The organism is Mucilaginibacter gilvus (assembly GCF_004054195.1).
In the GTDB taxonomy this organism is placed as follows: domain Bacteria; phylum Bacteroidota; class Bacteroidia; order Sphingobacteriales; family Sphingobacteriaceae; genus Mucilaginibacter; species Mucilaginibacter gilvus.
The window spans coordinates 339,050-364,392 of sequence record NZ_SBIW01000008.1 but is presented as its reverse complement, the minus strand read 5'-3'; the positions used below and the strand labels follow the sequence as shown (position 1 = coordinate 364,392).

The 25,343-nt window shown below is 45.8% G+C and carries 24 protein-coding genes; 11 read left to right on the top strand and 13 right to left on the bottom strand.

All coding sequences use genetic code 11. The features are described from left to right. The first annotated feature begins 2 nt into the window (after nucleotides 1-2). Nucleotides 3-812 carry a 1-acyl-sn-glycerol-3-phosphate acyltransferase gene (locus tag EPL05_RS18455; RefSeq protein ID WP_128535463.1) on the top strand — a complete coding sequence of 270 codons (810 nt, stop codon included), beginning with the start codon at nucleotides 3-5 and terminating at the stop codon, nucleotides 810-812. A gap of 45 nt (nucleotides 813-857) precedes the next feature. Here EPL05_RS18455 and EPL05_RS18450 read toward each other — a convergent pair whose 3' ends face one another. From EPL05_RS18450 to EPL05_RS18435, 4 genes are all read right to left on the bottom strand, one after another. Further along, the gene (locus EPL05_RS18450) at nucleotides 858-2,429 is read right to left on the bottom strand and encodes a DUF6029 family protein (RefSeq protein ID WP_128535462.1); all 1,572 of its coding nucleotides are present in this window, start codon (nucleotides 2,427-2,429) and stop codon (nucleotides 858-860) included. A gap of 34 nt (nucleotides 2,430-2,463) precedes the next feature. After that, entirely contained in the window at nucleotides 2,464-2,943 is a 480-nt protein-coding gene (locus EPL05_RS18445; protein WP_128535461.1) for a TlpA family protein disulfide reductase, read from the bottom strand. Nucleotides 2,944-2,955: 12 nt separating this feature from the next. Next, the gene (locus tag EPL05_RS18440; RefSeq protein ID WP_128535460.1) at nucleotides 2,956-4,011 is read right to left on the bottom strand and encodes an Omp28-related outer membrane protein; all 1,056 of its coding nucleotides are present in this window, start codon (nucleotides 4,009-4,011) and stop codon (nucleotides 2,956-2,958) included. A gap of 171 nt (nucleotides 4,012-4,182) precedes the next feature. Then, complete coding sequence (locus tag EPL05_RS18435) at nucleotides 4,183-5,286, bottom strand: PAS domain-containing sensor histidine kinase (RefSeq protein WP_128535459.1); 1,104 nt, start codon at nucleotides 5,284-5,286, stop codon at nucleotides 4,183-4,185. Nucleotides 5,287-5,586: 300 nt separating this feature from the next. Between EPL05_RS18435 and EPL05_RS18430 the strand changes: the two genes are divergently transcribed. Beyond that, the gene (locus EPL05_RS18430; protein ID WP_128535458.1) at nucleotides 5,587-6,396 is read left to right on the top strand and encodes a diguanylate cyclase; all 810 of its coding nucleotides are present in this window, start codon (nucleotides 5,587-5,589) and stop codon (nucleotides 6,394-6,396) included. Nucleotides 6,397-6,403: 7 nt separating this feature from the next. Here EPL05_RS18430 and EPL05_RS18425 read toward each other — a convergent pair whose 3' ends face one another. The 6 genes from EPL05_RS18425 to EPL05_RS18400 all read right to left on the bottom strand — a co-directional run bounded on the left by EPL05_RS18425 (nucleotide 6,404) and on the right by EPL05_RS18400 (nucleotide 11,496). Beyond that, nucleotides 6,404-6,850 carry a luciferase domain-containing protein gene (locus EPL05_RS18425; RefSeq protein WP_128535457.1) on the bottom strand — a complete coding sequence of 149 codons (447 nt, stop codon included), beginning with the start codon at nucleotides 6,848-6,850 and terminating at the stop codon, nucleotides 6,404-6,406. Beyond that, nucleotides 6,851-7,762 (bottom strand): SRPBCC family protein, encoded by a 912-nt coding sequence (locus EPL05_RS18420; protein WP_128535456.1) that lies wholly within the window; start codon nucleotides 7,760-7,762, stop codon nucleotides 6,851-6,853. 59 nt (nucleotides 7,763-7,821) lie between these two features. Beyond that, complete coding sequence (locus EPL05_RS18415) at nucleotides 7,822-8,328, bottom strand: GbsR/MarR family transcriptional regulator (RefSeq protein WP_128535455.1); 507 nt, start codon at nucleotides 8,326-8,328, stop codon at nucleotides 7,822-7,824. Between the two features lie 57 nt (nucleotides 8,329-8,385). Further along, entirely contained in the window at nucleotides 8,386-9,339 is a 954-nt protein-coding gene (locus EPL05_RS18410) for a nitrilase family protein (RefSeq protein ID WP_128535454.1), read from the bottom strand. A gap of 240 nt (nucleotides 9,340-9,579) precedes the next feature. Beyond that, nucleotides 9,580-9,915 (bottom strand): DUF6616 family protein, encoded by a 336-nt coding sequence (locus EPL05_RS18405; protein ID WP_128535453.1) that lies wholly within the window; start codon nucleotides 9,913-9,915, stop codon nucleotides 9,580-9,582. A gap of 78 nt (nucleotides 9,916-9,993) precedes the next feature. Beyond that, nucleotides 9,994-11,496 carry a cryptochrome/photolyase family protein gene (locus EPL05_RS18400; protein WP_128535452.1) on the bottom strand — a complete coding sequence of 501 codons (1,503 nt, stop codon included), beginning with the start codon at nucleotides 11,494-11,496 and terminating at the stop codon, nucleotides 9,994-9,996. A 177-nt stretch (nucleotides 11,497-11,673) separates the two neighbouring features. On the opposite strand from EPL05_RS18400, the gene EPL05_RS24235 reads away from it, so the two are divergent. Continuing rightward, a complete protein-coding gene (locus tag EPL05_RS24235) occupies nucleotides 11,674-15,660 on the top strand; it encodes a methylmalonyl-CoA mutase family protein (protein ID WP_128535451.1) in 3,987 nt (1,328 codons plus the stop codon). A gap of 8 nt (nucleotides 15,661-15,668) precedes the next feature. On the opposite strand, the gene EPL05_RS18390 is transcribed toward EPL05_RS24235, so the two are convergent. From EPL05_RS18390 to EPL05_RS18380, 3 genes are read right to left on the bottom strand one after another with little or no spacing between them, the layout of a single operon-like run. Continuing rightward, a complete protein-coding gene (locus EPL05_RS18390; RefSeq protein WP_128535450.1) occupies nucleotides 15,669-16,343 on the bottom strand; it encodes a CPBP family intramembrane glutamic endopeptidase in 675 nt (224 codons plus the stop codon). Nucleotides 16,344-16,357: 14 nt separating this feature from the next. Next, entirely contained in the window at nucleotides 16,358-16,951 is a 594-nt protein-coding gene (locus EPL05_RS18385; RefSeq protein WP_128535449.1) for a hypothetical protein, read from the bottom strand. Between the two features lie 10 nt (nucleotides 16,952-16,961). Beyond that, nucleotides 16,962-18,509 carry a serine hydrolase gene (locus EPL05_RS18380; protein ID WP_128535448.1) on the bottom strand — a complete coding sequence of 516 codons (1,548 nt, stop codon included), beginning with the start codon at nucleotides 18,507-18,509 and terminating at the stop codon, nucleotides 16,962-16,964. Nucleotides 18,510-18,747: 238 nt separating this feature from the next. Between EPL05_RS18380 and EPL05_RS18375 the strand changes: the two genes are divergently transcribed. The 8 genes from EPL05_RS18375 to EPL05_RS18340 all read left to right on the top strand — a co-directional run bounded on the left by EPL05_RS18375 (nucleotide 18,748) and on the right by EPL05_RS18340 (nucleotide 25,005). After that, the gene (locus tag EPL05_RS18375) at nucleotides 18,748-19,311 is read left to right on the top strand and encodes a pentapeptide repeat-containing protein (protein ID WP_128535447.1); all 564 of its coding nucleotides are present in this window, start codon (nucleotides 18,748-18,750) and stop codon (nucleotides 19,309-19,311) included. A 186-nt stretch (nucleotides 19,312-19,497) separates the two neighbouring features. Next, on the top strand, nucleotides 19,498-20,553 hold the full coding sequence (locus EPL05_RS18370; protein WP_128535446.1) for a type III polyketide synthase: 1,056 nt from the start codon (nucleotides 19,498-19,500) through the stop codon (nucleotides 20,551-20,553). Nucleotides 20,554-20,556: 3 nt separating this feature from the next. Then, nucleotides 20,557-21,045, top strand: coding sequence for an isoprenylcysteine carboxyl methyltransferase family protein (locus EPL05_RS18365; RefSeq protein WP_128535445.1), 489 nt, complete (start codon nucleotides 20,557-20,559; stop codon nucleotides 21,043-21,045). A 448-nt stretch (nucleotides 21,046-21,493) separates the two neighbouring features. After that, the gene (locus EPL05_RS18360; RefSeq protein WP_128535444.1) at nucleotides 21,494-22,228 is read left to right on the top strand and encodes a M23 family metallopeptidase; all 735 of its coding nucleotides are present in this window, start codon (nucleotides 21,494-21,496) and stop codon (nucleotides 22,226-22,228) included. After that, nucleotides 22,225-22,980 carry a DUF4846 domain-containing protein gene (locus tag EPL05_RS18355; protein ID WP_128535443.1) on the top strand — a complete coding sequence of 252 codons (756 nt, stop codon included), beginning with the start codon at nucleotides 22,225-22,227 and terminating at the stop codon, nucleotides 22,978-22,980. The genes EPL05_RS18360 and EPL05_RS18355 overlap by 4 nt, the downstream gene beginning before the upstream one ends. Before the next feature lie 253 nt (nucleotides 22,981-23,233). After that, a complete protein-coding gene (locus EPL05_RS18350; protein WP_128535442.1) occupies nucleotides 23,234-23,449 on the top strand; it encodes a hypothetical protein in 216 nt (71 codons plus the stop codon). Nucleotides 23,450-23,733: 284 nt separating this feature from the next. Beyond that, the gene (locus EPL05_RS18345; protein ID WP_128535441.1) at nucleotides 23,734-24,420 is read left to right on the top strand and encodes an SIMPL domain-containing protein; all 687 of its coding nucleotides are present in this window, start codon (nucleotides 23,734-23,736) and stop codon (nucleotides 24,418-24,420) included. A 174-nt stretch (nucleotides 24,421-24,594) separates the two neighbouring features. Beyond that, the gene (locus EPL05_RS18340; protein ID WP_128535440.1) at nucleotides 24,595-25,005 is read left to right on the top strand and encodes a hypothetical protein; all 411 of its coding nucleotides are present in this window, start codon (nucleotides 24,595-24,597) and stop codon (nucleotides 25,003-25,005) included. Nucleotides 25,006-25,343: the final 338 nt, after the last annotated feature.

Sequence of the window (25,343 nt, the reverse complement as noted above, 5' to 3'; positions counted from 1 at the left end):
CGATGACGGCCATTTCCAAAGCAGATTTTTCTAAGGCAACCGGTATCAATGGCCTCCCCCTGCTCTCTTCATTTTTAATGAACGCCCTAAAAATTGACGCCTTTAACAGTATGATGGAGAATGCCAGGGCCTTAAAAGGCGTGGCGTTCGCCGATCACCTGCTTAAAATATTAGGGGTCACTATCATCATTGATGATGCGGCGCTCGCCCATATCCCTGCAAATGGCGCTTTTATTACGGTGGCCAATCATCCGTATGGGGCTATCGAGTCGCTGGCCCTGCTGAGCATACTGGTTAAAAAACGCCCCGAAGCCCTGTTCATGGGTAATTTTTTGCTAAAGAAGGTCCCCAACCTGGCCGATCATATTATCGCAGTAAATCCTTTTGACAACATAAAGGATGCATCCAGTATCAGCGGTTTAAAAACCACGCTTAAAGTATTAAAGGAAGGCGTGCCGGTGGCCATTTTCCCGGCAGGGGAGGTTTCATCGTACTGCTTCAAGAAAAAGCAAATAACTGATAAGGAGTGGCACCCGGTAGTGGGCAAGATCATCGCGAAAGCAAACCAACCCATACTCCCGGTATATTTCCATGGCAACAACGGCCTGTTGTTTAGCCTGGTGAGGTTTATACACCCTTCATTACAAACCATTATGCTTTTTTCGCAGTTGTTTAACAAACGGGGGCATAAATTATACGTTAAAATAGGTAGCCCCATATTGCCGACCGAAGTAGCTGGGCACCATAGCAGCGGCACTACGCTGAGCTACTTGCGCGAAAAAACGTATGCAATGGGTAGCGGGTTAAAGTAAATGGCAAAAATTGCCGCTCCTGTCATCAACAATGCGCTAAATATTTTACTTGCTGAAGGTTGTAGTTAGTGTGGCTGTAATACCTGTTGCCGCAGGTACATAGCGGCAAATACCACCCACGCAGAACAACCCCGCGCGCTGTCGGCCATAACTTAACGAAAAGCGACTGCCGCCATTGGTATAGCTACCGCCTAAATTTGGATAATGTATTTTGGTTACCCCGTAGTTGTACAGATCGCTCAAGTAAACCGAGTATTTGGGGGCAAAGCCCAGTTCCAATACCGATGCAAACCAATTACCATCATCCTGTTTGGTAAACAGGTTTTGGATCTCGTACCGGATAGATTTTCTTTTAGCGTACTTATACAGCGCGCTCAATACTACAATATTTGCTTTCACATTATCGTGCAGGCCACCCTCCACCACGCTTTTATTATAGAATATATTATAATAAGACAGGTTGGTGCTGAAGGTTTTGCTCCAGGTTTTGCGCCAATCTATATTGGCATCGTTGTAATAGGTTTGCTTGCCGGGGCTAAAAAGATCATCATTATCGTTAAGTCCCCGGTAATGCGCCACATTAATAGCAATACGCGATGGCTTGCCCTCATCGCCTTTTATGGTAAAAAAAAAATCGAGCTGACCGCCGGTTTCGGCAAAGGCCTGTGCCGCGTAAACGTATATGTTAGTGGTCAGGTAATCGTGCTGCCTGGTTAGTGCCGGTATAAAATTCACCGGCACCGATGTGCCCGTTTCGCCACGCTCGCCCCTAAAGTCGAGATTCTCTATACTGCGGAGGGTAAGGTTAGCGCCAAAATTGCTTTTGGCATAAGTGCCGTTTATTAATAGGGCCTTGCCTGTTGTTTTATCGTTATTGTTGCTCACGCTTGGGTCGCTGCCTTTTTGCACGTATTCTACGTCGAGCGAGGCGGTTGAGCCGCTGATACCCAGCCGGCCCGAGATGGCATTCACTGTAGCGTTTATTTCAGGATCGGGGCCGGTGTATTCCTGGTTACGGCTCACAAAGCTAAAACCTCCCGATAAGCGGGTACTACCGTTAAGAAACGAGCCGATCTTAGAGAAATCAATTTCGCCATCTATTCCCCTTACTATCGAGTTGGCGCGCTCAAAAACCTTGCGTTGGTTACCATAAAGGGCTTTCAGATTAAGAAAAGGAAAGGGTTTAACGGCGATGTGTACTCCTTCTACTGCGTTATTGATCCCTATTTGCCGGTTTTCATAGGCACGGAATATGAGCCCGCTACCAAACTGATCGTAAAAATCGCCCACCTGTATGGAGAAATTTTTTGGCGCATATTTAAAATACCGGTTGATGAGCTTGCTCTTTTTAATATCGTAAGGATACCCGGCTATAGAAGGCAAGTACGCCTCATATTGCAACCCGGCCGAGAACGCGCCAATATTATAATCCAGCTTGAGGTAGTTATTGGAGCCAACCCTATCCTGCGGTAAAACAGCGTTGATCTTTTTATCGGGCTGGTAAAATTGCGTGTACGATTCAAAGCTTCCGCTTAAATGGCCGCCAACATCCGGCAGCTGTGCATAGGCTAAGCGGCAAAAACAAGTAAGCAGCAGTACGCCATAAATTTTTTTCATGAATGCAGATTTGGTTAGGTGGATTGGCTACAGATCAAAGGCTCTTTAATTTATCATAAAGTTCCTCTTCGTTACCGGGTACGTAGCCGGTATGCTGGTAAACTATTATGCCCTTTTTGATGATCATCACATAAGGGATATCGTTGATATTGAGCGCTCTTTTTAAATCACCGTTAGCATCTGTATAAAAATCAAAATCCCAGCCTTTACCCGCAGCGAACGACCGTACCTTGGGTGTTGTGCGTGCATCATCAACAGATATGGCCAGGATTTTAAAAGGGGTAGCTTTTTTCAGCCCAGGCAGGTCATCGTTTATAGTCTCCAGTTCGGTAATGCAGGGCAGGCACCAGGTTGCCCAAAAACTAATTACCGTAGCGGTATCCCCATTGGCAAGCAAGGTATTAAAAGCTACCTCTTTACCGGAGAGTTCCTTTATTTTTACAGCGGGTAATTCGCTTTGCGCCATGCAGGGCAGGTTAAAGCATAGCGTAAGAAATGTCAATATTTTATACATGATGTTGTAGGTTTAATAGTTTTCGCTTTGGCCGGCGTTAACCACCTGAGCGTTTAAAACACCCCTGCTGCTGCTTGCGGCACTATCATAAAGCACAAATGCAACTATGCGGGTCCGTGCTATCTGGTAGCCTGCTGCATCTATTACAAAATCTTTTTGCCAAACGTTATCCTTTGTTTGCTGCGCTACGGGCATGCTATCGCCAAAAATATCGGTAGCGGTGCTTCTTAAAATATTATGGTGAATAAAGCCTTTAATAGGATTAGGCAGGTTAAAATGCCCGTAGTTGGCTTGATTGTAGGGCACGTTATCTTCAACAAGCATTACTACCAGCTTTAAAGGCGCGGTGATAGTTGCGCCAAACCGAATGCTGGTTTTCACGGATATTTTGCCGCCATTGATCGTTGTAGCTATACCAATCCCCAGGGGAGCGTTGTTCCTGGCCAATTCATCCAATTTGGAAGTATTTCCGTCCCAAAATCCATTCCGGTTCAATAAAACAGTAGGCACGCCATTTATATTAAACTTGCTGCGCAACTGGGGGTCGTATTCATATTGAAAGGGATCGTCGCTGCCTTTTGGGCCGTGTATGCCTATCATAATAGTTGATGGGTTATTGGCTGTATAACTATCCAGCGGTATCAGTGTACCCGGGCAGATCCCGCACCATGTACCGGTAAAAAATTCGGCTATTGTTTTTTGGGTAAATACAGATGTAGCGCCACTTTCTGCAATGATGTTGATCACCGGCGAAGACAGGGCTCCGTTCCGGGCCTTTACCTGGTAGCTGCCCGGTAAGCTGGTAGCAAAGCTATTCATCTGAATTTCCTGTCCGTTTATTAAGAACAACGTAGATGAGGTAACATCTAAATTGTTTGCATCTTTTACCGTAAATGTGGCATGCTCTATCCCATCGGCAGCGATGCGCGTTTTATCAGCGGTGATGGTAAGGCTTTGAGGAGTGGCAGGCACAATGCCTACCGCATCGTTTGAACTGTTGTCTTTTCCGCAGGATGCAAAAATTACTATGGAAAGCACAATCAACAGATGGGGTGACAGCTTCTTCATGATGCAAGTGTTTGGTTTACCCGTTTGTAGGTAATCGGGGAGAAACCTTACAGCTTTTTGCGGTTTTTATTGCCGGTGCACAAAAGAGGTAATGTAGATGCTTCTTAAATGAAGAATTTATTGGGAATTGTTCAGAGAAGGGATAGCGGGTATTGTTCTTTACAAAAGCCCTTAATCCCTAAAAGAAATATTGAACCGGGCGCCTTTATTCACTTCGCTATCAACGGTGATGTGGCCGCCGAGGCTGGTAATGTGGTTGTAAACTAAATATAGCCCAACACCCTTACTGTCGGCATTTTTATCGTTATGAAATGTTTGGTTAAAACCGAATAACCTGTCCTGTACTTTTTCCATATCAAAACCCCGCCCCTGGTCGGTATAAACTAATTCGCTGATGCCATTACGGCGATGCGAGCGGATAATGATCACCGGGACACTATCGGGCTGGGCATATTTTACCGAATTGGTGATCAGGTTCAGGAAAACGCTTTCCAGGTAAACCCTGTTAAACTTCACGGTGGGTAATTCAGAAAAATCAACGTCTATCACCGCCCTCGAGTCTTTTAAAAACGACCGCAACGACAGCAGCACCACACCAAGGCATTCGTTAAGATCCAACAGTTCTAGCGAAACATTTAAAACGTTATTCTGACTCAGCGCATCCATGTAGCCGTTGAGGGTGTTCTTCAGGCTATCTGTCGCTGTTTTAAGCATCCCAATAAATTCTAGGGTTTCGGGGTCCGTAATTTGATTAGTATTCAGCAGGCTAAAAACCGATAGCAAATTGCTTACCGGCGAGCGCAGATCATGCGAGGTAGCATATGTTAGCTGCTTCAGATCGTTATTAGTGCGGGTAAGGTTGGCTATTTCGGTATTACGTGCTTCTTCCTGTTTCTTTTTATGAGTGATGTTTTTGGCGATGGCAAAAACCAACCGTTCGTTCTCTATCGGCATCGATGTCCACGAGAGCCAAACCACCTCCCCGGTTTTGGTTAGGTACCGGTTCTCGAAGTTGAGCAGCGGCACGTTTTTAGTGAGATTTTGCCTGCTGCTGGCGGTTAGCTGCTGATCGTCGGGATGTACAAATGAGTTGATTGGGCTGGCAAACAATTCTTCATTACTATACCCTAACGTGTTAGCTACCGTTGGATTGATGCGCTTAAAAAAACCATCATAGCCGGCTATGCATAAAAGATCGGGCGAAAGCTCAAAAAAAAGCTCGAGGTTGTAATTGTTGGGTGCATTACCGGCAGAATTAAAAACAGGAGCTAACATGAGTGCAAGTTTAAGTATTAACGAGGGTGAAGCACCGGATAAAAAACAAATATTAAAACTAATAGTTATAATATCCGCTCACTGATACGGTAATTTATCCCAATAGTTATAAAATATTCATTATAATATTTTTCGCGGAGCAGGAATTAGGTGGCGAGTGTTATTCATAATTTCTATATTTACCTACCTGTTAGAAAGAGGTATTTTTTAACTTACGTTTTAGCAAAAGATTGCCTTTATTCTTCCACAATATAGATTGTTTTTTTGTGCCCATGGCACATTAACCTACGCCGATACAAAATGGATAAAACGAATACATCCACCGAACTTATAATTGCCAATAAAGAACTGGCCCTTCAAAATGAAGAAAAAGAAACGCGTGCCGCTGAACTGATCATTGCAAACAAAGAGCTTGCGTTTCAAAATAGCGAAAGAGAAAAACGTGCCGCCGAGCTGATCATCGCCAACCAAGAGCTTGCTTACCAGAACGAAGAAAAAGAGGCGCGGGCGGCAGAGCTGGTCATAGCCAACAAAGAACTCGCCTACCAGCACGATGAAAAAAGCAAGCGGGCCGAAGAACTCATCATTGCCAACCATGAGCTTATTTTTCAAAATAAGGAGAAAGAAAAACGGGCTGCGGAACTCATCATTGCCAATAAAGAACTCGCTTATCAAAATGAGGAAAAGGAAGCGCGGGCTGCGGAACTCATCATTGCCAATCACGAACTTACTTATCAAAATGAAGAAAAAGAAAAACGTGCCGACGAACTGATCATCGCAAACAAAGAACTTGCCTACCAAAACAAAGAAAAAGAAAAACGTGCCAACGAACTGGCATCTGCCTACCAGGAATTAAAAAAGGCCGAAGAATATTTAAAGGACTATGTAAAGAGCATGGAAGAGATGATGTTCATTACTTCGCACAAGGTGCGCCAGCCGGTGGCCAATATATTAGGCATCACCAGTATTATTGGGGGCTTTATAAATTCGCCGTTCCAGTTAAAAAAGATGGTTGTTTTTTTAAAACGATCTGCACAATCCCTGGATAGCTATATCAAGGAGCTCACCGTATTTATCGGTGAGACCGAGCAAAAAAGGAAGAGCGATTAATAACCGCTTAAACTAATGGCAGGCCAGTTCTTTCTTTAGCCCTGTATTCCTCGTAAGCCATCGTTAATAGCTTAACTGCATACACGGCATCCGCTTCGGTTTTGATGTAAAAGCTTATCCAGCCGGTGCTTTTAAAAACATGATGATGTTCAACTCGGCTGTCGACGGCCATTATCTGCTGTTTTATTTCCCGGCTGAACCTCATATCAAGCAGGCCATTGCTGTGGATATGCCCAAGCTCGTGCTTTGCGTAACTAAACTGCAGGCCGCCGTATTTGTGGATACCCGTACAGGTATTATCCCAGCCGGAGATCTCGCGTTCTATGCTATCGATATAGCCGGATACCTCCGGGTGGGTAAAAATAGTCGCTATACGCAGCCAGGCATCAAACACCAGCGCGGTGCCGGGTACTGCTTTTAAAAAGCCTAAATATCGGGTTACAAACCTGAACATCTATTGCGCCTCACTTATTTGTTTAATGTGCTCCATCACCCTTAAATGCACGTTACGGGTAACGTTTTTCGCCCAGATATCGTAATACCAAACCGGGAAAACGTATAGCCGGTACCAGCTGTTGCCAATAACAGTTGTGGTATTATCGCCGTTATCCTGCAGTAAAAACTGCCCGCGCAGGATATCGATATGCCCCATTATCTCCGGGTCGCGGGGCTGATCGGTGATATCGAAGGTGAGGTTTTTGTTCTCCTCGTACACCACTATCTTTTCATCAAACACATACCCGTTGCTGAAAACACATTTACGTTTGGCACCAACGTAATAGCCTTCGGTGGTAGACTCTACCGGGCTTGGCATACCAACCCTAAACAGCCAGTATTTGTCGGGCGAGGTATTGCGTTTGTAGGCCACCACATTTTTCCAGACTTTGCTTACCGGGGCATTGATTACAATGCGATCGGCAACCATGTTTTCGTAATGGTGTACCGATGTTGAATCAACAACAAATAAAACGAGTAGCATTGCCAAAACACTTGCATTAAGGGTATTGTTATTTCGCCGGAACATGGCGCGGCCCGTGAAGCACCCAGCCACGATAAACGTCCATAACAGCGGGGATACAATGATGAGGCAAATGATCCCTTCGCTTAAAAACACCATACTTAATACGATTGCCACGAAGCAGTTCGCCACACATCGCGACACCAAAGTCATGCTGCTTATCTCGTCGTCGCGCCAAAACCAGGCGCTAATAATACCGATCAGAAAAGGGACAATTATAAATTCCGAGTAAATTAGCACACCGTTGCTGCCGGGCCCGGATAAGTATTTAGAGATCCCTATAATAGCGAAGCCAACAGCGTTTGCAACCAGGTATCCGTTATACTGCGGCGTAAATATTTTACTCATGTGCGATAATATTTATAATTTAATTTTCAGTAACATTTGAAATTTATTCTCAAAAAAAATTATTTGAACATCTTAAAGATAGATTTCCAGAACCAGTTTTCTTCCGCTTTCAGCATGGTTTCCAACGTTTTGTCTACGTTTTTGGCCAGCTTATTAATATCCGTAACCGATTTATTGAAAGTGATAAAAGCTTCATCTTTACTTTCGCCCTCTACCTTGCTTAGCTCATCCAGGATTTTAATGATGGGGTCCAATTCGCGCTTGCGGCGTTCTTTGGCTACCTGGCGGGCAATGTTCCAGGTATCTTTATCAGCATAAAAATACTCTTTGCGCTCGCCTGCCTTATGCTGCTTCTCTACAAGGCCCCAACTGATGAGGTCACGCAGGGTCATATTGGCGTTGCCACGAGAGATCTTCAGCTCCTCCATAATCTCCTCGGTAGTCAGCTCATTCGGGCTCACCAACAACAGTGCATGTACCTGCGCCATGGTACGGTTTATCCCCCACTCCGATCCTAATTTACCCCACGCCTCTATAAACTTGCCTTTTGCCTCTGGTAATTGCATATACAAATATAAATATGTTTTATAACTTTCAAAATATTTTGAAAGTTAATTTGGTCTTTATTCCTCCGTAGTCAGCCACACCACCTTTTGCTCGCTTTGGTGTGGCTGGCCAATTATCCCGGCATACAGTTGCGGCCTACGGGCTTTGCGGTAACGGTGCCCGCCTGCCTTTGTTAAAGCGTCGGCGCTTATTTCGGCAATAGCTATCTCATTATCAAGACTTACACACTCGGCAATAATATCCCCATAAGGGTCCAGTATCATCGAACAGCCGTTCTTCAGCTGATCGTCGTCCATTCCTATCGGGTTTGAGAATATGGCGTACAAGGCGTTATCATAAGCGCGGGCCGGCAGCCATTTCATTAACCATGCGCGCCCTTTAAGGCCAGTAAACTTTTGGCGTAAAATTTCTTTGTTCGCTTCCTTGTCCTTCCACAATCCGGCATCCACAAACCCGGCACCCGGGCGAGTAGATGGCGTACACATGGTTACATGTGGCATAAAAAGGATATCGGCACCTAATAATGCGGTTGCCCGTACGTTTTCTATAATGTTGTTATCGTAGCAGATAAGGATACCACACGCCCACCCCAGCAGGTTAAACACCGTATAACTATCGCCCGGTTTTATATGCGGATTGATAAAGGGGTGCAACTTGCGGTGTTTGGCAACCAGGCCGCTTTTATCCACACATATATAGGCCTTATAAATATCGCCCGCAGCATCGCGCTCAAACAGGCCTGCTAATATGGCCATGTTATATTCAGCAGCGTAGGCCGTTAATTCCTTTACGCTCGGGCCATCGGGTATAACTTCACACACGTCAAAAAGCTGGTCGCGGGTGAGGTGCCTTGCAAAGCTATAACCCGTAACACTGCATTCGTGAAAAGCAATTACATTGGCCCCCTCTGCCGCGGCCTTGGCCGTTAACTGTTTTATTACCGATAGGTTATAGGCTTTATCGCCGCTTTTATTTTCGAACTGGACTGTCGCAATTTTTATTGGCTGCATGGCTTATTATTATATCACAAATGTAATAACATGTGGATAGTTTACTCCTTTCGATAGAAACAAAAAAGCCGCTTCATATTGTTATGGAGCGGCTTTGTAATAATACTTTTTGCGTTGTTAATTTGAAGCCAAGTGCCAGCAATTACTTCACCCGGTGCTTATCTTGTCTTTACCACTTGCTATTTTTTCGTATTGGGTAACCTGGCAGTAGTTAAAATGGCTTTAGTCCATTAACCGCGGTTAAATATTGATGAGTTTCTCAATGATATCGGCAGGGCCGCCGGCATTACCCTTAAGATTCAACTGGTCGAAATAGTTGTACCAACCCGCACCGGTTACCAATGCTTCAAATGATTTGGCCAGCTCATCGGTAGGAAATTTCCATACGGCGAAAAAATCGTATCCAAGGCGTTCAACGGTATCAATATCGTTATCGCTCCAGGTAACTATTTCTACGCCCTGTTCCATCAGTTGCTGAATAGCGGGGCCAACCTGGGCCATGTAAGCGCCTCTTTCTTCGGTACTCAGATCGCGCCAGGCCTGTTTGGCCGACCATACTTCTACGTAAAATTTCATTTGCTGAGGTTTTTATTTGATAAAACAATAATACTGATTTACTGCGCTTTATCATCAACACTCACATTAATTTACTACTTATTGCAGGTTATCCAATTGGGCTAAAAAGACTTGGGCGTTTTTTAGGTGCATTTCTCTTTTTTCCACCGGCATTTTATCCAGTGTTTTTACCAACATGCCCAGCCGCGGGTTTTGACTGAAGAAATTACGGTGCACATGCATAAAGCGCCAAAACAAGCCGTCCCAAATTTCTTGCCATGGCCCTTTTGGCCAATCGCCCATTTTTAAAAGATAATTACTGCCGCTGATGTAAGGCTTGGTCATCATTAGCCCGCCATCGGCAAATTGCGTCATCCCATAGGTGTTAGGCACCATTACCCAATCGTAAGCATCAATATACATCTCCATAAACCAGCGGTAAACGTGGTGGGGGTCAAATTCGCAGAGCAGCATAAAGTTGCCCATCACCATCAACCGTTCGATGTGATGAGAATAGCCCGTATGCAGCACCCGCTTAATAACGGCATCCACAGGTGCAATACCCGTTTCACCTTTCCAAAAGGAATATGGGATCTTCCGCGTAAAACCCCAGTAGTTTTTTGTGCGCTGCTTCACGTGTTCGCGTTCATAAACAATATGGATAAATTCGCGCCAGCCCATTACCTGCCTGATGAAACCTTCCAGCGAGTTCAACGGCACATGGTTTTCGCTTGCAAATTCCAGCGCCCTACTGATGATCTGCTGCGGGTTCAGCAGCCCGATGTTGAGCATAGGTGTGAGCACCGAATGGTACAGAAAACTTTCGCCGGCCACCATCGCATCTTCATAAATACCAAACTTGCCGAAGCGTTGCTGCAAGAAATCGTCCAGCCATTTTTCGGCATCATCAAAACTGACAGGATAAAAACCGCCCAGGTTACCAAATGGCGATGCCGTATTGCCATAGTTATCCGGATAGTTTTCATTTACCCAGGCACTGGCTTCGGCGACATACTTGTTATCTGTGGGTACGTTTAACAGGGGCACCTGTTCTGTTGCCGGGAATTTCAGGCGGTTTTCGCTGTCGTAGGTCCATTTGCCGCCAAGGGGACCACCGTCTGCCTCCAGTAAAATTTTCCGCTGCTTCCGCTGTTCTACGTAGAAAGCGGTTTGGAAATAGGTTTTACGCCCGTCGAAATAATCAGCCACATCACCCGCGCTATTGAGCCAATTAGGGCTTCGGTATTCAGCAAGGCCGATGCCGCTTTTGGAGCACTGCTTATCAAGTCGCTTTTCCAGCCAATCGTCTGCCAAGTGTGCAAAGTGGATAGTCTTCACCCCCTGTGCTGCCAAATGGACAACGAGTTTATGCACATCGCAAAGCTGATCGGTCGCGTCTATATAATTTACGTGGATACCCTGGCTAATCAGGTGATCTGCATAACATCTCATCGATGCCCTGTGCAGCATCAGCTTCTTTTTATGAAAGGTATACTGGTTAAAGAACAGCCACTCCTCTACCAAATAAACCGGGCGGAATTGATGCACCGCGGGGTGATTTTTAAATAACTGGTGCGGAAAGATGAGCGTAACGGCGTCCATTTTAAAGCAACAAGTAAAGTGCGGGTAATGTTCAGGGAAAGCGTGCCTGAGAAAACAAAAAAATCCTGTCTAATTTATCAATTTACTGAAAGAAACATGCGGTGTTTTTATTATGCAAGCATAGCTTTTGCATGTGTAAAAATTGGTTAATTTTACCACCGAACCAATTACGCCGGCATGGAAAGCATAGTTCCGTATAAATATCAGTATAAAATTCGTTTTGTTACAGCCGCCTCGCTTTTTGACGGGCACGACGCTACCATTAACATTATACGCCGCATATTGCAAAGCACAGGTGCAGAGGTAATTCACCTCGGCCATAATCGCAGCGTGGATGAGGTAGTGAACTGTGCTATACAGGAAGATGTGCAGGGTATTGCCCTCACCAGCTACCAGGGCGGCCACGTGGAATACTTTAAATACATGCGCGACCTCCTGAACGAGCGTGGCGCACAGCATATCAAAATATTTGGTGGTGGCGGCGGGGTGTTCCTGCCGAATGAAATAGCCCAACTGCACGCCTACGGCATTACCCGCATTTACTCGCCCGATGATGGCCGCACCATGGGCCTGCAGGGGATGATAAACGATATGATGCAGGCTTGCGATTTTTTGACTCCAGGACTGTTAGACGAAGGACAAAAGACGAAAGAGCTAAATGCAGTCACAATAGCCCGGCTGATAACTGCCGCCGAATTGGGCAATCCGCAACCACTCCCTACTCACCATTCACCATTTACTACCCCCGTCCTCGGTATCACCGGCACGGGCGGCTCGGGGAAATCATCATTGGTAGATGAGTTTGTGCGGAGGTTTTTAATAGAGACGGATAAAACCCTGGCCATTATTTCGGTAGATCCATCTAAGCGCAAAACGGGTGGTGCCCTGCTTGGCGATAGGATAAGGATGAATGCTATCAACAGTCCGCGTATTTATATGCGGTCGCTGGCTACGCGGCAGGCCAACCTGGCATTAAGCAAACACGTGCAGGAAGCGATTGACATTTGCAAAGCGGCTGGCTATGATATGGTGATCGTAGAAACATCGGGCATAGGCCAATCAGACACCATGATAACCGATTACTGCGACCTTTCGCTCTATGTAATGACCCCGGAATTTGGCGCAGCCACTCAACTGGAGAAAATAGACATGCTGGATTTTGCCGACCTGGTAGCGCTTAACAAGTTCGACAAACGCGGCGCACTGGATGCCATCCGCGATGTGCGCAAACAATACAAGCGCAATCATAAGCTTTTTACCGCAGCCGATAACGACCTGCCCGTTTACGGCACCATGGCCTCCCAGTTTAACGACCCCGGAATGAATACCCTCTTTGCTGCCATCATGAAAACGGTGAAGGCGAAAACAGGAGTGGATCTTTTCGACGGAAAGACGAAAGGAACAAAGACAAAAGAAGACGAATCGGAGAAGATCTATATTATTCCGCCGGACAGGATCCGTTACCTGGCAGAAATCGCCGAAAGCATCGCCTCTTATACCGATTGGGTGAATGAGCAATGTAAGATAGCGCAGCAGATGTTTCAAATTAGCGGAACGATGGATGTACTAACCGTAGAGACGCAATACTTTGCGTCTCCCACCATGCAGGGCGGACCAGAGTTAAAGACGCGAAGTATCGCGTCTCTACAAGAGATTTACAATCACCTCGAAAGCCACCTGCACGCCGATTGTAAACGACTGTTAAAAGAATGGCCTGAAACCGTTGCCAAATACAAAGCCGAGAATTTTATCTATAAAGTACGCGATAAGGAAATTAAACAGCCTTTATATTATACTTCGCTTTCGCAGCTCAGCATCCCTAAGATCTCCCTGCCCAAATATGAAGCATGGGGGGATATATTACGCTGGCTGCTTACCGAGAATTTACCCGGCGAATTCCCTTATACGGCGGGTGTTTTCCCGCTAAAGCGCGAAGGAGAGGACCCCACCCGTATGTTCGCAGGCGAAGGCGGCCCCGAAAGGACCAACAAACGTTTCCATTATGTATCGCTCGGCCAGCCGGCACACAGGCTTTCAACCGCATTTGATTCGGTTACGCTATACGGTGAAGACCCGCACACCCGTCCCGACATCTACGGCAAAATAGGCAACTCCGGCGTAAGCATCGCCACGCTGGATGATGCCAAGAAACTTTATTCGGGTTTCGACCTCTGCCACGCCAGCACCTCCGTAAGCATGACCATTAACGGCCCTGCGCCCATGCTCTTAGGCTTCTTCATGAACACCGCCATAGACCAGCAATGCGAAAAATACATCACCGAAAACAAGCTGGAGCATTTGGTGGAAGCGAAGTATAGGGAATTGTATGATGATAAGGGGCTGGTGAGGCCGATTTATCAAAGTGCAGAGAAGCCTCACCCTGCCCTCTCCAAAGGAGAGGGTTCAAAAAAGGAGGATGCTGAAAAAGTTCTCTCCTTTGGAGAGGATTTAGGTGAAGCTCCGAAAGCAGCTCACATTCCCGGGTTTTACACCGCAGATACCAAAATATGGAAAGCCTTAAAGGACAATTCGATAGCCAACAGACAAAACCCTACCGAAGCCGAAGACAAGCTGTGGCAACTTTTAAGAAATAATCAAATAGGTTATAAAATTAGAAGACAGCATGCCATAGATGGTTATATAGCGGCCTTCGTTTGCCTACCAAAAGGTTTGGTTATAGAAATTGATGGCGGCTACCATGAAGTTACTAAAGAACAGGACGAAATTAGAACGCGAGTTTTAAATCAGGAAGGCTTTGATGTTATACGGTTTACCAATGACGATGTACTCAAGGATTCGCAAAGAGTAATAAGTGAAATACGGAATGCACTAAATAAACAGTCAGATCGTAGCCTCACCCCAGCCCTCTCCAAAGGAGAGGGAGCTATTGACGAGGACAAGAAAGTCCTCTCCTTTGGAGAGGATTTAGGTGAGGCTTCGGATGCGCCGATACTGCCAACCGGCAACAACGGCCTTGGCCTTATGCTCCTCGGCCTTACCGGCGACCTCATCCTCCCCGATGATATTTATGAAAAGATCCGCGCATACGCCATAGCCACTGTGCGTGGCACTGTCCAAGCAGATATTTTAAAAGAAGACCAGGCGCAGAACACCTGTATCTTTAGCACCGAATTTGCCCTACGGATGATGGGCGACATCCAGCAATATTTTATCCAGGAGAAGGTTCGGAATTTTTATTCGGTATCTATCTCCGGCTACCACATTGCCGAGGCGGGTGCCAACCCGATAACACAGTTGGCCTTTACGCTGAGCAATGGTTTTACTTATGTGGAGTACTACCTCAGCAGGGGAATGCATATAGACGACTTTGCTCCTAACCTTTCCTTCTTCTTTAGTAATGGTATCGACCCGGAATATTCCGTTATCGGCCGCGTAGCAAGGCGCATCTGGGCCAAGGCTATCAAAAATAAGTATAAGGGTAACGACCGGTCGCAAAAACTGAAATACCATATCCAAACCAGCGGTCGCTCACTGCATGCGCAGGAGATCGACTTTAACGACATCCGTACCACGCTGCAGGCTTTATACGCTATTTATGATAACTGCAATTCGCTGCATACCAACGCTTACGATGAAGCCATAACCACACCTACGGAAGAGTCCGTACGTCGTGCAATGGCTATCCAACTTATCATCAACCGCGAACTCGGCCTCGCCAAAAACGAGAACCCGATACAGGGTGCTTTTATCATAGAAGAACTAACCGACCTGGTGGAGCAAGCCGTCCTCACCGAATTTAAAGCCATTAACGATCGCGGTGGAGTCCTCGGCGCCATGGAAACCATGTACCAGCGCAGTAAGATCCAGGAAGAATCCCTTTACTACGAAACCCTTAAACATACCGGCGAATACCCCATCATCGGGGTAAATACCTTCCTTAACAAAAAAGGCTCGCCTACGCTCATCCCATCAGAAGTTATTCGCGCTACCGAAGAAGAGAAACAGTACCAGATAGAGGCCCTGCACCTGTTTCAGCAACGCAACGAGGATAAAGCGCCTGCGCTGTTAAAAGAGTTACAGCAACGCGCTATAGCCGGTGACAACATCTTCGAAAGCCTGATGCAAGCTTGCAAATATTGCAGTCTGGCGCAAATAAGCCATGCGCTTTACGAGGTTGGTGGGCAGTACAGGCGGAATATGTAGTTAAGCCGTTATACTGACGTCTTGAACCACAAAAAAACAACCAGGTCTATAAAAGTGTGGGCCAGTATAAGTGCGCCCATACTTCGGTAGCGTTGGTAGTGCAACCCAAATATGCAGCCGAATACAAATGTGGAAATCAGTTGCTGAAAACTGTGGTAAGTAAAATGCAGCGTGCAAAAAAACGCTGCAGAAATACCGATAGCCAGGTTCTCGTTTTTTAAGAGTAATTGCAATCTGTTTAGGATGTAGCCCCTGCAAATGAGTTCTTCGGTTACTCCGGCTGTGAACGCCGAAAACAAAAGCAAGGGCAGATTTTTATTTAGTGCCTCAATAAGTGGTTTTGAATTATCGCCATAATACGGCATGCGCAACACCGCACAGATGATGCTTACTACAATTGATACACCAAAAGATATCACAAAAAACTTCGCTATCCACGACAGATAAAATTCTGCGCTGTACCGTTCTTCGGGTAGCAATACACGTTCCCGTTCTATAAAAAACGCAAATGCAAATATGAACACTACCGTGCCCCATAATATCGCCTGGAATAACAACATCCGTTTAGGATAAGAGTAGGTTTCCGGTATAATCAACCGCAGGAAAAAAAGCACTAAAACCACTATGGTAATACCGGTTATAACCGCAGCTTTTTTCTTTGTACTAACAGGTGTAAGGTTCATCAATTACTGAACTTCTATTGCCGTTGTTCTTCGGCTGTGCCCTCGTTTATCATTAGCTTAAACCTTTTAAACATATCACCTTCTACTTTGATGGTTTTAAGGATGCCGCCAAGCCGCCATATTTTACCGGCGTTTGCATTGAGATCGGCTTCCGTCCATTTGGTTTTTAACACGATATATTCAAAAGCAAATATCGATGTACCCTTTCTGTTGGTTGCGGTAACAAATAAGGTATCGCAACCATTAGATGCGCTGGTAATACTGTTAAATTTTTGTTTTACAGATACCGGGTGCCCTGGTAAAAGAATAGGCTTGCCCACAAAGCCGATCACCTTTTTCAGTGCTTCCTTCTTAGTAACCTTTTCCAGGTCCATTAAACCCGACTCGGAAAGAATATACATATACCGCAGCACTGCCGCCTGGTTACCATTTTGTTCGGCGGCCGGGATACTGTTGAGCAAAGCAAGTGATAATTCATTTGCGGGTACCCAGTCTTCCGCTTCCAGGCTGCTAATGAGTGTGTTCCATTTTTGATCGTCTGTAGTGGGTTGCGCACGGGCACCAAAAGATATCAGAAGAAACAATGCGGCAAAAAGAAGTTTTTTCATCGTTAAAATATTACTTCGTTTTCACAAAATCCAGATCCTGAAAATCGTAGCTAAAATCTGTTGCCGGGCTTATAGCTTTCATTTTTAGCCCAAGCGGTTTGCCGTTCTCGTCGGTAGTGAACATGGCGAAAGCGTCTGCATCCATGCTGCGCTTATTCCATTTTACTACAAAAGTATTGCCTTTGTAAAAGAACATTTTTCCCGTTAAATGCGGCGACCGTTTGGATGCGAACCAAAGCTGCCCGTCTTTCTGGCTGATGGTGGCATCGCCCAACCAGTTATCGTGGTAAGTGCCGGCGTACACGCTACCATCTACGGTAGTTTTCTTTTGCTCATCTACCTGTTTCCAAACACCTGTTACCACGCTGGCGGCACCGCCAGCACCTGCTTTTTCGGCATCGCTGTACAGTTTCACCCAGTCTTTACCGGTATCGCCAATATAGCTGTCGATGATCTCGTTGGTAACCGAACTAAACGCCCCGCCCGATTGCTGGTTGGTGAGCACAATAATACCCAGCTTTAACTCGGGGAAAAGGGTTACCTGCGTTACCATGCCATCCAGTCCGCCGGTGTGGCTGGCTTTTAAATAACCTTTGGCATCGTTCAAAAACCAACCCAGCCCGTAACCCCCAAAGTGGGTATTGTATGTACCCGGGCCGCCAACCGGCAACACGGTTTGTACACTCCACATTTGGCGGTGTACTGCGCTGCTGAACAGGCGTTTGCTCAAATCGTCGCCATATTTGCCATCGTTCATTTGCATAATGGCCCATTTTGCCAGGTCGTTTACGCTACTATAGATCCCGCCTGCAGCATTGGTAGGCTCGCTGGTATTGCGGGGGATCACGATCACTTTACCATCAACAGGTGCGTGGGCATCTATATAGTTTTTTGTGTTTTTTATGCGGCTGTACGATGCAAAGCTGCCCGTCATTTGCAGGGGCTTCATAACGCGGGTTTCTATAAAATCTTCCCAGCTCATGCCACTTACGCGGGCAATCACTTCGCCGGCCACAATATATAATTGGTTATCGTAATCAAACTTGCTGCGGAAACTGCTCACCGGTTTCAGGTAGCGCAGGTTATGGATAATATCCTTTACGGTAAAATCCGTAGAATCCGGGAAGATCATCAGGTCGCCTGCTCCCAAACCCAAGCCGCTGCGGTGGGTGAGTAAATCACGGATGGTGAACTCCGCCGTAACATACGGATCGAACATTTTAAATTCGGGTATATAGTCGGTTACTTTGTCGTCCAGTTTCAGTTTACCATCATCAATCAGCATCCCAATGGCAGCAGTAGTAAAAGCCTTACTGTTAGATGCAATACCGAAAAGCGTATTGGCATCCACCTTTTTTTGTGTGCGCAACGATGCCACCCCGTAACCGTTAGCGTAAACCAGCTTACCATCTTTCACAACAGCCACGGCAATGCCGGGCACGTCAAAAGCTTTAAGAGCAATCTGCGCCAGGCTGTCGATTTTGGCCGGGGTCATCTGGGCTTTTACGCTTAGCGAGCAAGTGATGGTAGCTAAGGATAGGATGTATTTAAGTTTCATTGCGTGGTGTAGTTGAATGCTAAATATAGGCAAAGTACGGCACATCAATAAACTATTTTGGGCATTGCCTTCGCCCGGGTTTTACGCTCATACTGCGCAGGCCTTATTCACGGGCCGGTATCCGCTTCACCCCCTAATGCGGGTTAAGTGTTTTGTTGCGCTTCGTTAAAACCGATTTGAACCCCACAATCGTTTTCCACATCAATCCAAAAATTCCGGATAACCTTATCTTTGCTCCATGCTGCACGAAGACCAAACATTCACCAAGATCTCCGCCGACCAACTTACATCCGCCCAAACTTACGAGCATTGCAAATTTATCAGCTGCAATTTCACCAATGCCAACCTGGATGGCCTGGTTTTTATGGATTGCACCTTCGAGGATTGTAACCTGCTGCTGGTCAGCGTGGGCAACACCGGTTTTCAAAACATTGTGTTTAAACGCTGCAAACTAAGCGGTGTAAACTTTAGCAAGGCCCTCGACTTTTTGTTCGAGGTGCACTTTGAGGGCAGTATCCTGGATAACGCCATCTTCTACCAAAAGAAAAACAAAAAAGCAAAGTTTACCGATTGTTCCATGATAGAGACCGACCTCACCGAGACGGATCTCACCGATGCCAAACTGATCAACTGCAACCTGCACCGCGCTTTCTTCAGTCGTACCATTCTAAAAGGTGCCGACCTCCGCTCCTCCTACAATTTCACTATCGATCCGGATGACAATGCCATCAAAAAAGCCCATTTCTCTCTGCATGGTTTGCCGGGATTATTGGCCAAGTATGATATTAAGATAGAAGGGTAAGGTTCAACCAACTCTTACAACAATAACAATAATCAGAGCAACCCTTCTCTTTTTCTTCCTGTATTCGGTACACCCATCCATCGCAGACTCATTTACGTAAGTAAATAAGTTGCGCCGGGTATTTTACACGCCCGAAACAATTTAAGTCATATTACTATTGTACCTCTATACATTGCCCTCTTTTATATGCCATCTATAGCTTCAGTATCAGGCGTAAGCCTTCCCTATAAAGTAAAACAGCAGGATGTAAAGGCCCAGGCCCGTGCCTTGTTTGTAGAACATTTCCCGCAGGTGGACCGCCTGATGCCCGCCTTTGATAATACGGAAATTGTTACACGCAACTTCTGCAAACCCATCACCTACTATGCCGAATCCAACACTTTCGAGCAGCGTAACGATGACTATATTACCAATGCCCTGGAGTATTCTATTCGGGCTATCGAAGATGCGGTTGCAAAAGCTGGCGTAAACAAAGAGGGTATTACCGACCTGATCTTCGTTTCTACCACAGGCCTGGCAACGCCAAGCATCGATGCGCTCATCATTAATAAAATGCGCCTCAACCCGCATATTAACCGTATCCCCGTTTGGGGGCTGGGCTGTGGCGGGGGAGTATCGGGTATGGCCAAGGCAAACACGCTTGCAAAAGCAAATCCCGATGCGGTGGTGTTGCTGGTAGCAGTGGAACTATGTTCGCTTACCCTCATTAAAAACGATTACAGTAAAAGCAATTTTATTGGCAGCAGTTTGTTTAGCGATGGTATAGCCGCGGTTATTGTAAAAGGCGATAATCATAAAACGGAAGAGAAGATCAGGATCCTGGCAGCAAGCAGCAAGCTTTATTACGATTCGTTGGAGGTAATGGGCTGGGATTTTAAGGACACAGGTTTTAAGGTACTGTTCTCCAAAGATATCCCTACCTTCATCCACGAGAATATCCGGAGCGATATCGACGCCTTCCTGGCCAAACAAAACCTGGAGCTGGGGGATATCAAAAATTTTGTTTTTCACCCCGGCGGCAAAAAGGTGTTGGATGCTTACGCGGATGCCCTGCAGGTGGAAGGCGATTTTTTGCACAACACGCGCCAGGTTATGAACGAAAACGGCAACATGAGCAGCGTAACGGCGCTCTATGTATTGGAAAAATTTATGGCCGAAGGTTACGAAGATGGTTACGGATTGATGCTGGCCATGGGTCCCGGTTTTAGCAGCGAGATGGTTTTACTGGATATGAAAAACTAACCTATGTATTTCACACTATTTATCTGCTTCGTTATATTCCAGCGATTGCTGGAACTGGTTGTAGCAAGGCGCAACGAGTCCTGGGCCCGCGCGCAAGGCGCAGAAGAATTTGGCAAGGCGCATTATCCATTCATCGTGGCGCTGCACACAGCCTTTATCATCAGCATGATTGCCGAATACTTTTACCTCGGCGGCGAGTTTAGCCTGTTTATGCTCATTATCTTCCTGCTGCTTATCTCCCTCAAAATATGGACGATAGGCTCATTAGGCAAATACTGGAACACCAAAATACTCCGCATTCCCAATTCGGCTTTCGTGCGCAAAGGTCCCTATAAAATGTTCAAGCACCCCAATTACTTCATCGTTATCTGCGAGATCATTGTTATCCCCCTTGTATTTCACCTTTACGCTACTGCTATTGTGTTCAGCCTGCTAAATGCTGTTATGCTAACGGTAAGGATACGGGAAGAGGAGCGGGTTTGGGGTGTGTAGGTTTGATGTATTCGTTATCTGTTAGTGCGTTATGGTCGGTTGTGCGCTGTTAGGAACGGGTTTCGTGTAGGCTTGTTCAATCTATTAGATACGAGAGAGAATAATTCTGCGGAAATTCTCTGCCCTATTCCGTGATAAAATACATGCAGGAGAACCTAACAAATTCCTAAAAAACCGGCATCAGGAACGTTTGGGTGGCACAGACTCTGAACGCTCACTAACTTTCACAAAACGGAACGTGGCCGGCACTTTTCTTTGGTTCGTTTCTTTTGATGCCAAAAGAAATGAACATCCACAGGTTTAGCATAAATCATAATCCGCTCCTAACAAGGCACAATAGAACAATCAGCAGAAACCGCTCCGACTTTGCAAAACGTATGACATCGCTCCAAATGCCTAAATCTCTCTTGCATCCCTCCCCAAAATCCCCTAAATTTAATCACCACTTATGAAGAAGCTCTTAACCGGCCTTATCGCCCTAATTTTTACCCTTCCGGCCCTCGCGCAAACCGATTCGGGTAAATATAAAGATTTTAACGCTTTCAATAACGAAGTGCTAAAAGGCCATGTAAAAAAAAAGGAGGCTCAGATCGTTATTAGCAGGTTTGTACAACAGGTAACAAAAGACTATTTATTGCATGGCCAACCCGGCGTTGCGCAGCAATGGATCTTCCCTTTACAGAGCTACAACTACCGCGCCGCAGGCGGCACAAACGGCAACGGCTATAACGATAAAGGCTTCAATTACATCGACGGCAACAAACACGGCGCCCACCCCGCTCATGATATTTTCATCAACGATAAAAACCAGGATTGCCTGGACGACCGCACGGGTCAGCCGGTAAACGTAATGGCCATAGCACCGGGCATTGTTGTAGCCTGCACCAACGAGTGGGACCCGGCCGGCGATATGCGGGGCGGCAAATACATTTGGATCTATCACCCCGGTTTAAATGCCGATGCCGGCTACTTCTCTTACTACGCTCATAACCGCGCCATTTTTGTCAACCCGGGCGATTATGTTAAAGCCGGACAAAAAATAGCGGAGGTTGGCCGCACAGGCCTTAATGCCTACAAAAAACGTTCGCCAACGCACCTCCATTTCTCTACCTTTAAATTGGTTCAGAATATCCCGGTTCCATTTAATAGCTTTAAGCAACTTAAAACAGCAGCAAGCAAATGAAATACCTTATTGCCATAACCTTATTCGCCTGCATTAGCTTTATCCCGGCAGATAAAATTTCCAGCCGCTTTAAAATACCCGCCGGCTATCGGCAAGTGGCAGTTACCCCCGGTAGCTTTGGTGCCTATCTGCAAAATCTGCCGCTTTTACCCTCGGGCACCCATGCCAAAACTTATGCGGGCGACATTGCCCGTACCGACGCATATACCGCTGCTATTATTGATATGAGTATTGGCAGCCAGGACCTGCAGCAATGCGCCGACGCTGTTATGCGGCTCCGTGCCGAATACCTTTTTCAAAAGCAGGATTACCAAGCCATCAGCTTTAATTTCACCAGCGGCTTTAAATGCGATTTTGAGCATTATGCCAACGGCTACCGCTACAGCAAAGAACGCTGGGCATTCAAAGCAAAAAAGGATTATAGCTATACTAATTTTATACGTTATATGACTTTGGTATTCAGCTACGCGGGCACCCTCTCGCTGGAAAAGGAACTGAAACCCGTGCCCGACGCCAATGAACTAAAGGCCGGCGATGTATTCATTCACGGCGGTTCGCCGGGGCATTGCTTTATTATTTTGAATGTTGCGGAGAATGCGGTTCATAAAAAAGTATTCCTGCTGGCGCAGAGTTTTATGCCCGCGCAAAATATACAGGTATTACAAAACGATAGCCCCTGGTTCACCCTTGGTGAAACGGCTGCTATCCCCTACGGCGAATTGGTGGATAAAAAATATTTGCGGAGGTTTTAGGGTTTAGAGGCCAAAGAGCGCTTGCATTATTTGTAGTGTTAACAATACACTATTATCCGGTTGCTACCCAATATTTTAGCATTCCCTTACTAATAAGAATATAGCTATTCCTCGTACCTTTCCCCTATAAAAATGCGCTTTTCAAACTATCTTTTGCCAAAACGGGCACGGCTATTGCCTTACCGACAATGAAAAAAAGGATTCAACTATGCGACATTTGCTCACAGACGCGCTCCACATATTTATCATTTTCATGATCGCCGCCTTTGTTATTGGCGGCATAATGGCCGTAGCGGGTACGTTCGATCATTGGGGTTCACGCTACATTCTCAAACGCCGCCGCAAACGTTTAATGCGTAACCGCCGCGCCGATAATAGCGACAACAAACAACAAAAGGTTAACACCACCCCCTACTATTCTACAGACGAAGACCGGGCGGTTACCGGCCAAAAAAGCAAATATGTTTAGCTGTAGTTTTGCATTTAACAATATGCGGCCTCCTTTAACAAGGGAGGCTTTTTTTATAGCAAAATGCGCAGGGCGCCCCACATCGGCGCGTGCAGCTCATTCAACTGTCGAGTGTGTTTCTCTTCGGCACCATAGCACAATCCCAGACACGTTATAAATATTTAAAACACCACAGGGCCAATGGGGTTACAGATAATACATAACACATATATATTATACGTGTTACATATTAAACCTTAGCCCCGTAAACCTATCTACATACACATAACAACAAAAGAGACCTCATGAAAAAATTAGTATTAGCAGCCATTTTAGTTGCATCAGCATTTACAACAACGTTTGCGCAAACTGTGGATCTGCGCCGCAAAATAGAAGTTACAGGTATTGCCGAAATGGAGGTTACTCCCGATATCATCAACGTAACCATCACCCTGAAAGAATACCTGGATGGTAAAAAGAAAACAACCATCTCGCAACTGGAGAGCCAGCTGGAGAAAGCCGTTGCCGAAGCCGGGATAGCTAAGGAAGACTTTACCGTTAACAGCCTTTCATCATGGAATTATGCCACTGAGAAGAAGAAGAACCCTGATTTCTTAGCAAGCAAAGCCTATGGCATCAAATTTCGCGATCTGAACAAATTCGACCAGATCCTGAGCAAGATAGACGCTAAAGGCATCCAGGCAACCAATATTGATAGCTACGACTATTCTAAGATAAATTCGTTGAAGAACGACCTTAAATTAAAGGCGCTTTTAGCAGCGCGCGATAAGGCAGCATTTTTAGTTGCAGGCCTTGGCGATAAATTGGGCAGCGCAATAAATATTACTGAGAACGATAACAGTAGCTTCCCGCAGTCAAGAATGTATATGGCTAAATCATTTAGTGCTGCAGACGCTACGCCCGAGTCTGACATCGATTTTAAGAAGATCAAACTAAGCTTCCAGATTCAAGCTGTTTTCGAAATAAAATAACCTTCTAAGATATTTTTCCTACGCCGGGCTTAATTTTTAAGTCTGGCGTTTTTTTTGCCCGTTTATTAATATAAATACAATCATTAATAGTTAAATAATATGAATTTTATAGGTAAAAAGGCTTGATAATATAAAAAGTACATTTTACCTTTACGTACCCTATTTCATTTGAGCATGATTCGTTCGCGTACTAAAAAGGTGCTTTTGGTAGCCCCAAAAGCTTTCCCCGATGCGTTAATGGCCGGTTACAATACCGTGCGCCAGGTCTCTGTCCAAACAGCGATCTTCCCGTCCATCCATGAGGTGAAGCCCGACGTGATTTTGTTTGATTACGAGCACATGGGGGCTGAATTCGAAAAGGTGCTCCGCCGCCTGCAATCCAACAGTTTTTATCGTAACATTAAAATTTGCTGCTACAAAAACAAAGAACACACCCGCATAGATGGGATGCTTAAAGTGTTAGGCGTAAGCCACTTTTTTTACCAGGAAGATTTAGAAAGAGTATCAAAAAGCAAAGCGGCCCTCAACGCCGTAAACAGCGTAATAGATGCATCGTTAGTTAACTGGGTAGCCGGGGTTGCTTAAGTAGCTTATTGGTGCGGCACTGGTCGCTAATATAATTCCCTCCCTTGGGAGGGTAGGGAGGGGTTTCGCCGCCATGCTTATTCGCTAACCCCTCCCTGCACTACACATTCTTGCGCACCTCCTCCAAGGAGGGATTAGCTGCACCGGCGTCAATATTTCTTGTCTTAATTCTTGTCTCTTGATTCTTGCCTATCCCCTCCCCAAACTTTTACACGCCGGTAACACATTTATAATAAAATGCTGTTAAACTTGTACGCTTTATAACGGCTATCTGTAAACCTCATATTGTTGTAATATTTGGAGCGATGATTTTATAACAGCTTAAATCGTATCAGCAT